The organism is bacterium (assembly GCA_035505375.1).
Taxonomy (GTDB): Bacteria; Hydrothermota; Tepidihabitantia; order Tepidihabitantales; family Tepidihabitantaceae; genus UBA2258.
The window spans coordinates 62,134-76,539 of the sequence record DATJQV010000012.1 but is presented as its reverse complement, the minus strand read 5'-3'; the positions used below and the strand labels follow the sequence as shown (position 1 = coordinate 76,539).

Sequence of the window (14,406 nt, the reverse complement as noted above, 5' to 3'; positions counted from 1 at the left end):
CGGCAGTCGTCATTCGGCATTCGACAATGATGCTAGGAGGAGCGAGTAATGGTTAAGAAGGTTGCGGCGGTCGTGAGACTCCAGATCCCGGCCGGCCAGGCAACCGCGGCACCGCCGGTCGGCCCGGCCCTGGGCCAACACGGAGTAAACATTGCGGAGTTCATCAAGTCGTTCAACGAGGCGACCCGCAAGGAGACTCCCGGCATGGTGATCCCGGTTGTTCTGACCGTCTACTCGGATCGGAAGTTCACGTTCGTCACCAAGACCCCACCCGCGTCCGTACTCCTAAAGCAGGCGGCCGGCCTGGCCAAGGGCTCGGGAGAGCCTAACCGGGCAACGGTCGGCACGGTCAGCCGCAAGGCTGTCCGGGAGATTGCGGAACGGAAGATGCGTGATTTGAACGCGGCGGACATCGAAGCCGCGATGAAGATTATCGAAGGAACGGCCCGCGCGATGGGCATGAACGTGGCGGAATCATGAGACGGCACAGCAAGCGCTTCCGTTCGCTCGCGGAGAAGCTCGAGCACCAGCAACTGCATCCGCTTGCCGAGGCGGTCGGGTTGGTCAAGCAGAACGCGACGGCCAAATTCGACGAATCGGTCGACATCGCCATCAAGCTGGGAATCGATCCCAAGAAGACCGACCAGCTCGTTTCGGGCACGGTTTCCCTGCCCAACGGCACCGGCAAACAGGTGAAGGTGCTGGTTTTTGCCAAGGGCGAGAAGGTGGATGAGGCGCTCGCAGCCGGGGCCGACTACGCGGGCTTCGAAGACCTGGTGGAGAAGGTCCAAGGCGGCTGGTTCGACTTTGATGTCGCGGTTGCCACACCCGACACGATGTCGGCGGTGGGCCGCCTGGGCAAGGTACTGGGGCCACGCGGCCTGATGCCGTCGCCCAAGACCCAGACCGTGACATTTGATGTGACCCCGACCGTGAAGAGTCTGAAGGGCGGCCGAATCAAGTACCGCACCGACAAGACGGGCAACATTCACGCGCTAGTTGGTAAGGCATCGTTTGAGCCGGACAAACTTACTGAGAACGTTCGCAGTTTTGTTGCCGAAATAGTCCGGGCCAAGCCGGCGACGGCCAAAGGTCAGTTCGTTCACAATATCGTGCTGTCGTCGACCATGGGACCGGGCGTCAGAGTCGACGTCCGCGAGTTCCTTGATACAGCCAGGAAGGGAGCTTAGCCATGCCCAAGCAGGTGAAGGTTGATGCCGTAGCCGGGCTGAAGGAAAGGATCGGCAAGGCCTCGGCTCTCTACTTCATTGATTTCACGAAGCTCGCCGCCAACGACTTCAACGCCCTCCGCCGCAAGCTGGGCGAGTCGAAGGTGAAGGTGCGCGTCGTCAAGAACCGGCTGGCGCTGCGGGCGTTGATCGAGAGCGGCGTGCCGGCCGACATTGAGAAGCTCCTGACCGGGCCCACGTCGCTGGTATTCGCCGGCGACGATCCGGTCGCACCGGCCCGGACCATCCGCGAGCAGATGAAGAAGATGGCGGCCCTGAAGGTGAAGGGAGCGTACCTGGACCGGGTGCTGTACCCGGCCAGCCAGTTCGATTTCATCGCCGGGTTGCCGACCAAGAGCGAACTTCGCAGCGAGGTCGTGGGCGTGCTCCAGGGTCCCATCTATGGGCTTGTGATGAGCCTCGACGGGTTGCTGTCTGACCTGGTCTGGGTGCTCGACCAGGTCAAAGACCGGCCGACACCTGCGACTCCGACTTCCGAAGCCCCTGCTTCCGAAGCGCCGGCTGCCGCGTGAGACAAGAGTTGAGAATAGAATTGCTGCTTCATAACGACGGGATCGATAGGTTTGCCGCAGTCGCTTGCGGCAGTTTAACAGTCCAGGAGGATTGATGGCGGAAACCAAAATCCAGCAGGTCATCGAGACAATCGAAGGCCTGACAGTTACCGAATTGGCAGAGTTGGTGAAGACCTTGAAGGAGAAGTTCGGCGTGTCGGCTCCGGCGTTCATGGCGGCCGGCCCGATGCCGGCGGCCGGCGCTGCTGCCCCGGCCGAAGCGAAGGCAGAGGAGCAGAGCGAGTTCACCGTGACGCTGGTATCGGTCGGTGACAAGAAGATACAGGTGCTCAAGGAACTGCGTGCTGTCACCCAGCTCGGGTTGAAGGAGGCCAAGGACATCATCGACAAGACCCCGAGCGTGGTCAAGGAGAACGTGACGAAGGAAGACGCCGCCAAGATCAAGGCGAAGCTCGAAGAGGTGGGCGCCAAGGTCGAGATCAAGTAGAAGCGGCGAGTGACGAGAGTCAGAATCACGGTTCGTGATTCGCAGTCAGTCATTCCTGTTATCGACCGATCACGGGGGAGGCTCGCAGAATGGAACAGCTAGACTTCTCTAGGAGCTCTACTCACTTAGAGATTCCGAGCCTGCTTTCGCTGCAGCTCGATTCCTTCCGAGAGTTCGCCCAGTTCGACAGCGACCCGGCACGGCGCGAGCCGCGCGGGCTCGAGGGCGTGCTGCGGGAGACGTTCCCGATTGAGGACGCGCACAAGAACTTCCGGCTGGAGTACGTCGGCTACAATTTCGGCGAGCCGAAGTACACACCGGACGAAGCCATGGCCAAGGGCGTCAACTACTCGATGCCGCTCAAGGTCGTGTTTCGGATGGTCAAGAAGGAGTTCGTCTCAGCCGAAGGGCAGGCCGCGCCGGGCAGCGATAGAGTCAAGGACATCCTCGAACAGGAAGTCTTCATCTGCGAGCTGCCATGGATGACCGCCAACGGTACGTTCATCATCAACGGGGTCGAGCGGGTGATCGTCAGTCAGCTCCACCGGTCGCCGGGCGTCTATTTCTCCCGCGACGGCGACGAGTTCTCGGCGTTGCTGGTGCCGCTGCGCGGCGCCTGGTTCGAGCTGGTCGTGGACAAACATAACTCAATGCTCGTGCTGCTTGACCGAAAGCGGAGGATCTCCGCCGCGACCTTCATGCGGGCGATCGGTTACTCCCACGAAGACATCGTCGCAAAGCTGTTTCGCGTAACTCAGCAGGCGTTCGCGCCCGGGCAGGTTCTGGCCCGGGACATCAAGTCCGAGTCGGGCGAGTCATGGGCGCGCGCCGGCGAGTACGTGACTGAGGGTTTGCTTGACTTCCTGTCGTCGAAGGACGTCACCGAGGGATGGGTGGTCGAAGGAAACCCGGCCGGGCTCGACATCGTAGCCAACACTCTGCGCTCGGACCGAACCACGTCGAAGGAAGATGCCATCAAACGCATCTACTACCGGCTGCGTTCAATCGCGCCCCATTCGATTGAACTGGCCGAGTCGGTAATCCTCGGCATGCTCTTCGACGAGAAGCGGTTTGACCTTGGCGCAGTCGGACGGTACAAGCTAAACCAGCGGCTCATGGCCAAGGTCCCACTCAGCCAGACCGGCTTGCAGAGGAATGACGTGCTGGAGATTGTCTCGCACCTCCTCCTGTTTGCCGGTGAAGGCCGGCTGTACCAGATCCGCTACGATGCCGGTTCGTCGGAGGAACGCGACAAGACGTTCGCCGGACTCAAGGAACAGGAATTGCTGCCGGACCAGTACCACTGGTACGAGCGCAGGGCCGAACTTGAGATGACGTACTACGACGAGGGGCGCGGCAAGAAGGCCGAGAAAATCGTGGGTGCCAGAGGCCGGAAGACGGTTGCCGAACCGATCCGGTACCAGGCTGACGACGTTGACCATCTCTCCGCCCGCAGGGTGAAGCGCGTGGGCGAACTGCTCGAGAACCAGTTCCGCGCCGCCCTGATGCAGCTGGCGCAGAATATCCGTGAGCGGGCAGCGTTCATCGATGACAGCCTGCTGACGCCTCAGGAACTGGTCAACACGCGCGTCGTGGCCAATGCCATCATGCAGTTCTTCACCCAGAGCCAGCTGTGCCAGTTCATGGAGCAAACCAACCCTCTGACCGAGCTGACGCACAAGCGGAGGGTGTCAACCCTGGGTCCGGGTGGACTGACCAAAGAGACTGCGGGCTTCGAAGTGCGGGACGTCCACTATTCTCACTACGGCCGGATCTGTCCGATTGAGACACCAGAAGGCCCGAACATCGGACTGATCTCGACGGTGGCGACCTATGGTCGGGTTGACGAATACGGATTCATGACCACGCCGTACTGGCGGGTGAGCGAGGGAAAGGTCATGGTCGGCAAGGGCCGGGAGGTCTATCTCAACCCGGATGAAGAGGACCACTATGCGATCGCGCAGGCCACGAGCAAGCTGACGCCCGACCACCGCTTCGCCGATGAGGACGTTATCTGCCGCCGGAGGGGTGACGTCGTGTCGCTGCCGCCGGACCAGGTCGACTTCATGGACGTTTCGCCCAAGCAGATCTTCGCGCCGTCGACGGTGATGGTGCCTTTCCTTGAGCACGACGACGCGGACCGGGCGCTAATGGGCGCCAACATGCAGCGTCAGGGCGTGCCGCTGCTCCTGCCGGAGAAGCCGTTGGTCGCGACCGGCGTCGAAGGCAAGTTCGCGGCCGAATCGGGTGCGATACTGCTCGCTCCCAGCGACGGAGTGGTAACGCGGGTGGATGCGCGGTCCGTTGTCCTTCGCACCGACCACGGGCCGACCGAGTTCAAGCTCAGGAAGTACAAGAAGTCAAACCAGTACACGTGCCTGTCCCAGCGACCGGTGGTCAGGGCCGGAGACCGCGTGAAGAAGGGCGACCTGCTGGCGGACGGTCCGGCCACGCAGGACGGCCAGCTTGCGCTGGGTCGCAACGTGCTCGTCGCATTCGTGCCGTGGCGCGGCTACAACTATGAAGACGCCATCGTCGTCTCCGAGGAATTGATCAAGGAAGACGGTTTCACCTCGATTCAGATCCTGGAGTTCGAAATCCAGGCTCGCGAGACCAAGCTGGGCTCCGAGGAGATAACTCGCGACATCCCGGGCGCGACCGAGGACGAGCTGCGCAATCTGGATGAGTTCGGTGTGATCCGGCTCGGAGCCGAGGTCGGACCGGGCGACATCCTGGTCGGCCGTATCACACCCAAGGGCGAAACCGAGTTCACGCCCGAGGAACGGCTGCTGCGCGCCATATTCGGAGAGAAGGCGGCCAACGTCCGCGACACATCCATGCGCGTGGAACCGGGGGTGTTCGGCGTAGTGATTGAGCAGCGGATTCTCTCGCGCAAGCTCGGCGACGCGATGAGCCGGCGGCTGGAGAAAGAGCGCGTGGCCGAAGCCGGGCACCGTTACAACCTCAAGAAGGAGTTCCTGCAGGAACGACGTGACGAACGCGTGCGGTCAGCTCTGCGCGGGCAGAAGGCGGCTGCCAATGCCAAGGACGGCAAGGGCAAGATTCTGCACAAGGCCGGGCAGCCGATGACCGACGAGTTCCTGCGGTCCGAGGAGTTCACCGACGTCCGCAACATTGAGCAGCTTGTATCGAGCCCGAAGCTGCAGGCCGAAATCCGGGCGGCGGCGAAGGACTATGACGAGGCACTGGTCTCGGCTGAAGAAGAACGGAAGCAGGAGGCCGACCGCGTGACGCGCGGGGACGAGCTGCCGCACGGCGTGCTGAAGTGGATAACGATTTTCATCGCCCAGAAGCGTAAGCTCGCCGTCGGCGACAAGATGGCAGGCCGGCATGGCAACAAAGGCGTGGTTTCAAAAGTGCTGCCGGTCGAGGATATGCCCTACATTTCGGTCGAGGCCGACAGCAAAGAATCCAGCGAAACCGTCCGCGGCATGCGCGGCATGCCCGTGGACATGGTTCTGAATCCGCTTGGCGTTCCGTCCCGCATGAATCTTGGACAAGTACTCGAAACCCATCTCGGCTGGGCGGCGAAGGTGCTCGGCTATCAGGCGTTCTGCCCGGTATTCGAGAGCGCGACGCCGGAGGAGATCAAGGTCGAGTTGCGCAAGGCAGGCCTGCCCGAGGAAGGCAAGATAGCGATGTATGACGGGCGGACCGGCCAGAAGTTCGACGGCAAGGTGACAGTCGGCATGATGTACATGGTCAAGCTCATCCACATGGTGGATGACAAGATTCATGCCCGCTCGACCGGTCGCTACTCGCTTATCACCCAGCAGCCGTTGGGCGGCAAGGCCCAGTTCGGTGGCCAGCGGTTCGGCGAGATGGAGGTCTGGGCGCTGGAGGCGTACGGTGCGGCTCACGCTCTGCAGGAGATGCTTACCATCAAGTCCGACGACGTCGATGGACGGAGCGCGCTCTACGAGTCCCTGATTCGCGGCAAGAACCCGCCGCGGCCTCGGACTCCGGCCTCGTTTGCGGTGCTCGTCAAGGAGTTGCAGGGGCTCGGGCTGGAGCTCATCCCCGAACGGGGAAAGGAGACCGCATGATGACCGACCGGGATTTCTTCGACTTCGACTCGCTCAGACTGAGAATCGCCTCGTCCGAGACAATCCGGAGTTGGTCGAGCGGCGAGGTCATCAAGCCCGAGACCATCAACTACCGGACCCAGAAGCCGGAGCGCGACGGGCTCTTTTGTGAGCGGATATTCGGGCCGGTCAAGGACTACGAGTGCAACTGCGGCAAGTACAAGAAGATCCGGTACAAGGGCATAGTCTGCGACCGGTGCGGGGTCGAGGTCACGACCTCGGCGGTGCGCCGGCAGCGGATGGGGCACGTCGAGTTGGTAGTGCCGGTGGCCCATACGCTCTTCTACCAGGTGCCACCTTCGAAGATTGGTTTGATGCTCGCGCTCTCCATCAACCAGGTCGAGACGATACTAAACTACGAAGCCTATGTCGTCATCGAACCGGGTAACTCTGCCTACAAGAAGATGGACCTGATCACCGAGGATGAGCTGAAGAAGATCAGCCCCAAGTCCGATGGTCTGGAGGCGGCTTCGGGCGCGCCGGCGCTGAAGACCCTCTTGTCGCGGATCGAGCTCGACGATCTGGCTGCGGAACTGCGCGCAAGGATCAAGCACGAGACTTCGCGCCGGTTCAACCTGCTCAGGCGGCTGCGCGTCGTCGAGGCGTTCCGTGCTTCGGGCGCGCGCCCGGAGTGGATGATTCTCGACGTGCTGCCGGTGATTCCGCCTGACCTGAGGCCGCTAGTGCCGCTTGAAGGCGGCCGCTACGCCACGTCGGACCTGAACGACCTTTACAAGCGGGTGATAGTCCGCAACAATCGGCTCAAGCACTTGCTGTCAATCCGGACCCCGGACATCATTCTCAAGAACGAGAAGCGGATGTTGCAGGATGCGGTTGACACCCTCTTCTCCAACGAGACCAGACCGCGCCCGGTTCGGGGACGCGGCAACCGGCCGCTCAAGTCTCTCTGCGAAGCATTGCGCGGTAAGCAGGGGAGGTTCCGACGCAACCTGCTCGGCAAACGCGTGGATTACTCGGGCCGTTCGGTCATCGTCGTTGACCCGGCTCTAAAACTCCACCAGTGCAGTCTGCCCAAGGAGATGGCGCTCGAATTGTTCAAGCCGATGATCCTGCGGCGGCTGGAAGAACGCCGTCTAGCCGAAAGTGAGCGCGGGGCAAAGAGTATGTACCGACGCGAAGCGCCCGAGGTCTGGGAGGTGCTCGAGGAAGTCACCAAAGACCACCCGGTGATGCTCAATCGTGCTCCGACCCTGCACCGGGTGTCGGTTGAGTCATTCTTCCCGATTCTGGCTGAGCACCGTGCGATCGGCATCCATCCGCTCGTCTGCCCGCCGTTCAACGCCGACTTTGATGGCGATACGATGTCGGTCCACGTGCCGTTGACTCCTGAGGCGATTATCGAGGCGTCGGTACTGCTGCTGTCATCGCACAATATTCTGTCGCCCGCCCACGGCCGGCCGCTGATGACGCCGTCGCAGGACATCGTCATCGGCGTCTACTACATTACTAAGAAACGACGTGACCGCACCGAGCCCGTCGGTTCCTTCGACGAGTTCGCGACCGTCCACTCGGCCTACGACCTTGGTGAGCTTGTCGTACACGACCCGGTGAGATTCCGATACAACGGCAAGATATACGACACGACAGTGGGGCGGGTGCTATTCAACGAGGTGCTGCCCGACCAGCTCCGCTTCGTGAACGAGGACTTTCCCAAGGACAAGCTGGTTGCACTTGTGGATTACTGCAGCCGGAACATGGGTCTTGAGGCGACCGCGCAGTTGCTTGACGCGGTCAAGGACATCGGGTTCGAGCAGGCGACGCGGTCCGGACTTTCAATCGGCGTGGACGACGTCGTGGTGCCAAGGGAGAAGTACGAGATTCTGGAACGCAGCGAGCGTGACCTGAAGAAGGTACACCGGGCCTATGACCGCGGACTGATGACCGACGCGGAGAAGTACAACCTCGTCGTCAACACCTGGACCCTTGCAACCGCCGAGGTCGAAGAGGCTCTGATGAAACGACTGAGCGAGGACCAGGGCGGTTTCAACCCGGTGTTCATGCTCATCGACTCGGGCGCGCGCGGCTCGCGCACCCAGGCCGCCCAGATCGGCGGCATGCGCGGACTCATGGCCAAGCCGCAGCGACGGTCGGTCGGCGAGGAAGTTATCGAGACACCGATCAAGAGCTCATTCCGTGAGGGCTTGTCGGTCTGGGAATACTTCATCTCGACTCACGGCGCGCGCAAGGGGCTCACCGACACCGCCCTAAAGACCGCCGAGGCCGGGTACCTCACCCGCCGGCTGGTTGACGTCGCACAGGACGTGGTTATCACTACCGACGACTGCGGTACGATTCTGGGGCAGGAAGTGACGGCGCTGCGCGAAGGTGCGGACATCGTCGAACCTCTGTCCGAACGTATCGCCGGACGATTCTCGCTCGACGACGTCGTGAATCCGGTGTCGGGTGAGGTTATCGTTGCCGCCGGTGGTGAGATCAGCGACAAGGCAGCTGAGGAAATCGAAGACTACGGTATCGAGTCGGTGCGGGTGCGTTCGGTGCTCACCTGCGAAGCACGTTCCGGTCTGTGCGTCAAGTGCTACGGCCGGAACATGGCGACCGGCTCGGTCGTCGAAATCGGAGAAGCGGTTGGCGTGGTCGCTGCCCAGTCCATCGGTGAGCCCGGTACCCAGCTGACGCTCAAGACTTTCCACGTCGGTGGCGTTGCATCCCGTGTGGCCGAACAGACCAAGGCGACCGCGAAGTTCCCGAGCAAGGTCAAGTACGAGGGCTTGGTCACGGTGAAGCGAACCGATGGCGAGACTGTCGCACCGGACCAGGGCAGGCTCGTGCTCGTGGCCAAGGACCGCATGGTTCCGTTCAGCGTCCCGGCCGGAGCCACCGTCCGCGTTCACGACGGCCAGGAAGTCAAAGAGGGCGATACCCTGTTCGAGTGGGAGCCTTACTCGATCCCGATTTTGGCCCGGTCCAAGGGTCAGATAATGTATCACGACGTCGAGGTAGGCGTGACCCTGCGCGAGGATATCGACGAGCGGACCGAGCGCATGCAGCGAATTATCACCGAGGACAGAGGCCACCGGCTCCACCCGCGCGTCGCCGTTGTCGGGCCCAAGGGCAAAGTGCTAGAATCGCACGCGCTGCCGGCCGGGGCTTACCTCGTGGTCGACAACAAGTCTGAAGTGCTGCCCGGCGACACCCTGGCCAGGTTGATGCGCGAAATGGGCCGGACCCGCGACATCACCGGTGGTCTACCCAAGGTCGCCGAGCTGTTCGAGGCCAAACGCGTCAAGGAACCAGCGACGATATCGGAAATCGACGGCACCGTGAACGTCGGCGAGCCGCGCGAGGGTATCCGCGAGGTCAAAGTCATGTCCGAAGGCGGCACCGAGAAAGAGTACGAAATCCCGTACGGCAAGTACCTGCTCGTTCAGAGCGGTGACCCGGTCGGCGCCGGCGACAAGCTCTGCGAAGGAGCGGTCGATCCGCACGAAGTGCTCAGGGTGCGGGGCTGGATGGCGGTGCAGGAGTTCCTCACCAACCAGATCCAGGCCGTGTACCGTCTGCAAAAGGTCAAGATCAACGACAAACACATCTCGGTCATCGTCCGGCAGATGCTGCGCAAGGTAAAAGTCGAGGATGCTGGCGACTCGAACTTCATCGAAGGCGAGATCGCCGAGCGCCGCCGCGTGCTGGACGAGAATCAGAAGCTCATCACCGAGAACATGCGGCCGGCGAGCTACCAGCCGATACTGCTGGGCATCACCCGGGCCGCGCTCCTGACCGAGAGTTACCTGTCCGCCGCATCCTTCCAAGAGACGACGCGGGTGCTGTCCGAGGCCGCCATTTCCGGCAAGGAAGACAAGCTCAAAGGATTGAAAGAGAACGTAATTGTCGGTCGGCTGGTTCCGGCGGGCACCGGATACCGCGAGTATGCCCGCATCAAACTGGTCGCCGAGGAGTCGCAGGAGAAGGTAGAGGAGGCTTTATAGCATGCCGACAGTAAACCAGCTCGTCCGCAAGCCGCGGACGGCAATACACAGCCGGTCCAAGACGCCGGCCCTGATGGGCAACCCCCAGAAACGCGGCGTCTGCACGCGGGTCTACACAACAACACCCAAGAAACCCAACTCGGCCTTGCGCAAGGTGTGTAAGGTACGGCTTGCAGGCGGGTACGAGGTTACCTGCTACATTCCGGGTGAAGGTCATAACCTGCAGGAACACTCCATCGTGCTCGTGCGGGGCGGCCGTGTCAAGGACCTGCCCGGCGTCCGCTATCACGTCGTTCGCGGGGTCTTGGACACGACCGGCGTTGAAGGCCGGAAGCAGGCGCGCTCTCAATACGGCGTCAAGCGGCCCAAGCCGGGCGCGGCGTCATAAGGCAGAATCATGTCACGACGACGTACTGCCGAAGAGCGGACGATGGTACCTGATCCGCGTCACGGATCGACCTTTGTAACGAAGTTCATCAACAACCTCATGTGGCAGGGCAAGAAGACCACGGCTCAGCGCATCTTCTACGGAGCGCTTGACTTGGCTCAGGAACAGGCCAAGGAGGACGGCTACGCCATATTCCAGAAGGCCATGAACGCCGTAAAGCCGGTGCTCGAAGTGAGGCCGCGCAGGGTCGGCGGCGCTACCTACCAGATACCGATGGAGGTCAGACCTAAGCGGCGCGACGCCCTCGCCATCAAATGGACCATCATGGCGGCCCGCGCTCGCAACGAGCACACGATGATCCAGAGGCTCGCCAGCGAGTTCCTCGACGCCAGCCGCAACCAAGGCGCGGCGGTCAAGAAGAAGGAAGACGCGCACAAGATGGCCGAGTCCAACCGCGCCTTCGCCCACTACCGCTGGTAGCGAACTAGCGCCAGCACTGCGACTTTGACGCGGCACGAACTCCCGTGCCGCGTCCCTTTTCCCGAGTTTCCGACCCAGCATAGAAACAGTCGCCAAGTACCGATGGCCATGCGAGCGCGAATGACGTCCTTACACATCTGCACGTCCGTGTTCATCAACGGATCGAGCCTTCCGGCTCAGTGGAGGGCGATGACGGCGAGGTTGCGGCCGGTGACCTTGTCGCGGCGGGCAGAGTAGAAGAGCTTCTCGTCCTCAAGCGTGCAGAGCGACAGCGACTCGGACTCGGTCAGACCAATCTCGGTCAGCAGCCAGCGGTTGGCGTCCCGGAGATCGAGACGGAGCTTGACTGGCGGCAGTGGGGACAGTGCCTGGGAGTCGCGAAGACGGGGACAGGCGCACGGGGCGACGCGAGGAACGTGTCGCGAGACTGTCCCTGTTTCGCTACTGGAAAGTCCCCGTCTCGATTCGGATGGCGAGTGGCGAGCAGAGTCAGTCTCTATGACCGGCGACAGGAATCGGTCCGGGTCGGGGAATGTCTTGGCGAATTCTTGCCGCACGTCTTGGCCGACTTCGTAGTGGTCGGGGCAGATACAGGGACCGAGCGCGAATCTCAGATTGTGCAGGGGCACCGAGTATTCACGCGACATCCGTTGCGCGGTCTTCTCCGCAAGTCGGGCAACGGTACCGCGCCAGCCGCAGTGGGCGATGCCGATGCAGCTTGAGTCGGCCGCGTACATGTACACCGGCAGACAGTCTGCGACCTTTAGTCCGAGGCCAAGCCCTGCGCGGCTTGTGATGCAGGCGTCACCTTCGAGTGCCTCTGACGGAGTCGGTTCATCGGTGATGGGCAGGACGATGTCCGAGTGCGTCTGTCTCACCGTGAGTATCGCGGGCAGCCGGAGAGCTAGGCGGACGCGTGCGAAATTCCTCTCCACGTTGCCGGCATCATCACCGACCTGGAACGAGGTGTTGAGCGATTCGTATACGCCACTAGACACGCCGCCGCGGCGCGTGAAGAAGGCGAGCACGAGCCGAGACTTGGGCGAATATTCGAAGTACTCGACTTCGTTCGCAGACGAGAGATGCCAGGAAGGAATCATGGGCGGCCGAAGTCAGAGGGCAGAAGGCAGAACTCAGAAGGTAGGACCAAGGACGCGGTGATGACCAGTTGCAGACTACGCTGATGGGTCATGAGGCAGACAGGCCAAGAAGATGCAGGATGCAAAGAGCAAGCTGCGGACTTGCGGACCAGGAGAGAAGCATCACCAGTCTGGCAGATCGTCGCGGATTCACGGCGGTTGGAGTCTGCGACCTCATTGCACGCGTATTCGGCTTCGCTTTGTTCAATCCTTGTCCCCCGATTCCTGATCCCCGGTCCCTGAGTCTGGCCCAGCAGCCTGGGCCGTTCTAAGGTCGCGGAGTGTGAGCTGGGTTGACGTGCGGCCGTTCCAGGTGTTGCGGCCGACCGAGTAGCAGATGTCGAGCTTCGCAGAGGTTGAGGTCGAGGTCAAGGTAGAGGCGCCGGATTTGACCTTAGCCTCAGTCTGTTCCCCGAGGTTGACGATTTCCGCGCTTCGGCCCCAGGCCATGGCGTCGATCGTGCGCTCGCCGGCGCGAACCTTGAGCTTCAGGTGATTCCGGCTCTTGCCGACTACCTGCGGAAAGCCCACAACTTCGATGCCGAGCGAGGCGAAGAGCGGAGTGGCATTGTCCGGGCCGAAGGGCTCGAATTTCTCTAGCGCGGTGACGAACGCGTCGTCAACCTGTTCAATCGCCGCAACCGCGTCGATGTGCAGGGTCGGCTCGAAAATTTCCTCGGGAAACCCGTCCGCGTAATCGGCGAGAGCCGAACTGAAGCCAGAGAGGTTCTCGCGCGTGAGGCTCAGGCCCGCCGCGTATTTGTGCCCTCCGAAGGTAAGCAGGTACCCGGAGCAGGCGGTAAGCGCGGCGTGGAGATTGAAGCCGGTGACCGAGCGTCCCGATCCCTTGCCCCTGTCGTCCTTCAACGCGACCACGATGCAGGGACGGGAAAAGCGGTCAACCAGTTTGGCCGCGACGATGCCGATGACCCCCTCGTGCCAACCCTCGGCGGCGACGACAATCGCCCGGCGGTCAGCAAGCCGCCCGGCTTCGACCAGTGCGGCTGCCTGGGTGAGGATTCTCTCTTCGAGCGACTGGCGTGACCGATTCAGACTGTCGAGTTCAGCCGCGAGGGTGGCGGCTTCGGATTCGTCCTGCGTCAGGAGCAGCCGTGCGGCTATCTCGGCGTGGCCGACCCTGCCTGCGGCGTTGAGACGTGGGGCGAGCATGAACCCGATGTTGTAGCAAGTGAGGGCCTTGTCCGTGATGCCGGCGACTCTGAGTAGCGCCTGCATGCCCGGACGAGAGCTGCGCCGGATGGCGTTGAGGCCGATGCGTGCGAGGACTCTGTTTTCATCCGTGAGCGGGACGATATCGGCGATGGTGCCGAGCCCAACGAGGTCGAGCAGGGCGAGGAGTTCTTCCTTGGTGCGGTTCAGGGCAGAGAGTACACTCCAGGCGAGCTTGAATGCCACCCCCACGCCGGCCAGCTCGCGGAACGGGTATTTCGAATCCACCCGCTTCGGGTTGACTACCGCCAGCGCCGGGGGGAGTCCGCTTTTGTCCTTTGTCCTTTGTCCTTTGTCCTTGGCCACTGCCAGTTCATGGTGGTCCGTGACGATGACGTCGATTCCTGCGTCCTTCGCCGCAGCCAGAGTGTCGTGGTCATTTGAGCCGCAGTCGTTGGTGACAATCAGCCTTGCGTCCTGCTCGACCGCGAACTGGAGGCCTTGAGCCGAGAAACCGTAGCCTTCGGCCTCACGGTGCGGCAGGTAGTATAGGACATCGGCTCCGAGCTGGTTGAGAACAGAAACCAGAAGGACAGTGCCGGTCACGCCATCAACGTCGTAGTCTCCGTAGATGAGGATGCGTTCACGTCGGTTGATTGCGGCAATTATGCGCTCGGTCGCGGGGACGATGTCGGGTAGCAGGTCGGGTTTGCGAAGTCGGGCAGGGGATGGGTCGAGGAAGGCACGGATATCTTCCGCAGTCGAGTATCCTCGGCGCAGGAGGAGGTCCACGGCCAATTCGGGGAGATGGAGTTCAAGGCTAAGAGTGGATGCGTCGTCTCCCGGCGGCGCGGGAAGCCGCCAGCGGTGAGTGGGCTTAACCGTGGGCACGGTAAGTTCTATTGA

Annotated in this window: 11 protein-coding genes; 8 read left to right on the top strand and 3 right to left on the bottom strand. The window is 62.0% G+C overall.

What is annotated here, in order from left to right; genetic code table 11:
* Positions 1-48 precede the first annotated feature (48 nt).
* The 8 genes from rplK (at position 49) to rpsG (ending at position 11,191) form a co-directional block, all read left to right on the top strand.
* Complete coding sequence (gene rplK, locus VMH22_01865) at positions 49-480, top strand: 50S ribosomal protein L11 (protein HTW90443.1); 432 nt, start codon at positions 49-51, stop codon at positions 478-480.
* Positions 477-1,190 (top strand): 50S ribosomal protein L1, encoded by a 714-nt coding sequence (gene rplA / locus VMH22_01860; GenBank protein ID HTW90442.1) that lies wholly within the window; start codon positions 477-479, stop codon positions 1,188-1,190. Before rplK ends, rplA begins: the two co-directional genes overlap by 4 nt.
* 2 nt (positions 1,191-1,192) lie before the next feature.
* Entirely contained in the window at positions 1,193-1,762 is a 570-nt protein-coding gene (rplJ, locus tag VMH22_01855; protein ID HTW90441.1) for a 50S ribosomal protein L10, read from the top strand.
* Positions 1,763-1,856: 94 nt separating this feature from the next.
* Complete coding sequence (rplL, locus tag VMH22_01850; protein HTW90440.1) at positions 1,857-2,249, top strand: 50S ribosomal protein L7/L12; 393 nt, start codon at positions 1,857-1,859, stop codon at positions 2,247-2,249.
* A gap of 89 nt (positions 2,250-2,338) precedes the next feature.
* The gene (gene rpoB, locus VMH22_01845; GenBank protein HTW90439.1) at positions 2,339-6,316 is read left to right on the top strand and encodes a DNA-directed RNA polymerase subunit beta; all 3,978 of its coding nucleotides are present in this window, start codon (positions 2,339-2,341) and stop codon (positions 6,314-6,316) included.
* A complete protein-coding gene (gene rpoC, locus VMH22_01840; GenBank protein ID HTW90438.1) occupies positions 6,313-10,323 on the top strand; it encodes a DNA-directed RNA polymerase subunit beta' in 4,011 nt (1,336 codons plus the stop codon). Before rpoB ends, rpoC begins: the two co-directional genes overlap by 4 nt.
* 1 nt (position 10,324) lies before the next feature.
* Complete coding sequence (gene rpsL, locus VMH22_01835; GenBank protein HTW90437.1) at positions 10,325-10,711, top strand: 30S ribosomal protein S12; 387 nt, start codon at positions 10,325-10,327, stop codon at positions 10,709-10,711.
* 9 nt (positions 10,712-10,720) lie between these two features.
* On the top strand, positions 10,721-11,191 hold the full coding sequence (rpsG, locus tag VMH22_01830) for a 30S ribosomal protein S7 (GenBank protein ID HTW90436.1): 471 nt from the start codon (positions 10,721-10,723) through the stop codon (positions 11,189-11,191).
* Here rpsG and VMH22_01825 read toward each other — a convergent pair.
* From VMH22_01825 to recJ, 3 genes are all read right to left on the bottom strand, one after another.
* The gene (locus VMH22_01825; protein HTW90435.1) at positions 11,179-11,346 is read right to left on the bottom strand and encodes a hypothetical protein; all 168 of its coding nucleotides are present in this window, start codon (positions 11,344-11,346) and stop codon (positions 11,179-11,181) included. The genes rpsG and VMH22_01825 overlap by 13 nt on opposite strands.
* A 21-nt stretch (positions 11,347-11,367) precedes the next feature.
* On the bottom strand, positions 11,368-12,291 hold the full coding sequence (locus tag VMH22_01820) for a polyphenol oxidase family protein (protein ID HTW90434.1): 924 nt from the start codon (positions 12,289-12,291) through the stop codon (positions 11,368-11,370).
* 243 nt (positions 12,292-12,534) lie between these two features.
* Positions 12,535-14,391 carry a single-stranded-DNA-specific exonuclease RecJ gene (gene recJ, locus VMH22_01815; protein HTW90433.1) on the bottom strand — a complete coding sequence of 619 codons (1,857 nt, stop codon included), beginning with the start codon at positions 14,389-14,391 and terminating at the stop codon, positions 12,535-12,537.
* Positions 14,392-14,406 lie beyond the last annotated feature (15 nt).

Bases quoted from the DNA above. Each gene is read 5' to 3' on its own strand.
- rplK (HTW90443.1), top strand. From the start codon at position 49: ATGGTTAAGAAGGTTGCGGCGGTCGTGAGACTCCAGATCCCGGCCGGC.
- rplA (HTW90442.1), top strand. From the start codon at position 477: ATGAGACGGCACAGCAAGCGCTTCCGTTCGCTCGCGGAGAAGCTCGAG.
- rplJ (HTW90441.1), top strand. From the start codon at position 1,193: ATGCCCAAGCAGGTGAAGGTTGATGCCGTAGCCGGGCTGAAGGAAAGG.
- rplL (HTW90440.1), top strand. From the start codon at position 1,857: ATGGCGGAAACCAAAATCCAGCAGGTCATCGAGACAATCGAAGGCCTG.
- rpoB (HTW90439.1), top strand. From the start codon at position 2,339: ATGGAACAGCTAGACTTCTCTAGGAGCTCTACTCACTTAGAGATTCCG.
- rpoC (HTW90438.1), top strand. From the start codon at position 6,313: ATGATGACCGACCGGGATTTCTTCGACTTCGACTCGCTCAGACTGAGA.
- rpsL (HTW90437.1), top strand. From the start codon at position 10,325: ATGCCGACAGTAAACCAGCTCGTCCGCAAGCCGCGGACGGCAATACAC.
- rpsG (HTW90436.1), top strand. From the start codon at position 10,721: ATGTCACGACGACGTACTGCCGAAGAGCGGACGATGGTACCTGATCCG.
- VMH22_01825 (HTW90435.1), bottom strand. From the start codon at position 11,346: ATGAACACGGACGTGCAGATGTGTAAGGACGTCATTCGCGCTCGCATG.
- VMH22_01820 (HTW90434.1), bottom strand. From the start codon at position 12,291: ATGATTCCTTCCTGGCATCTCTCGTCTGCGAACGAAGTCGAGTACTTC.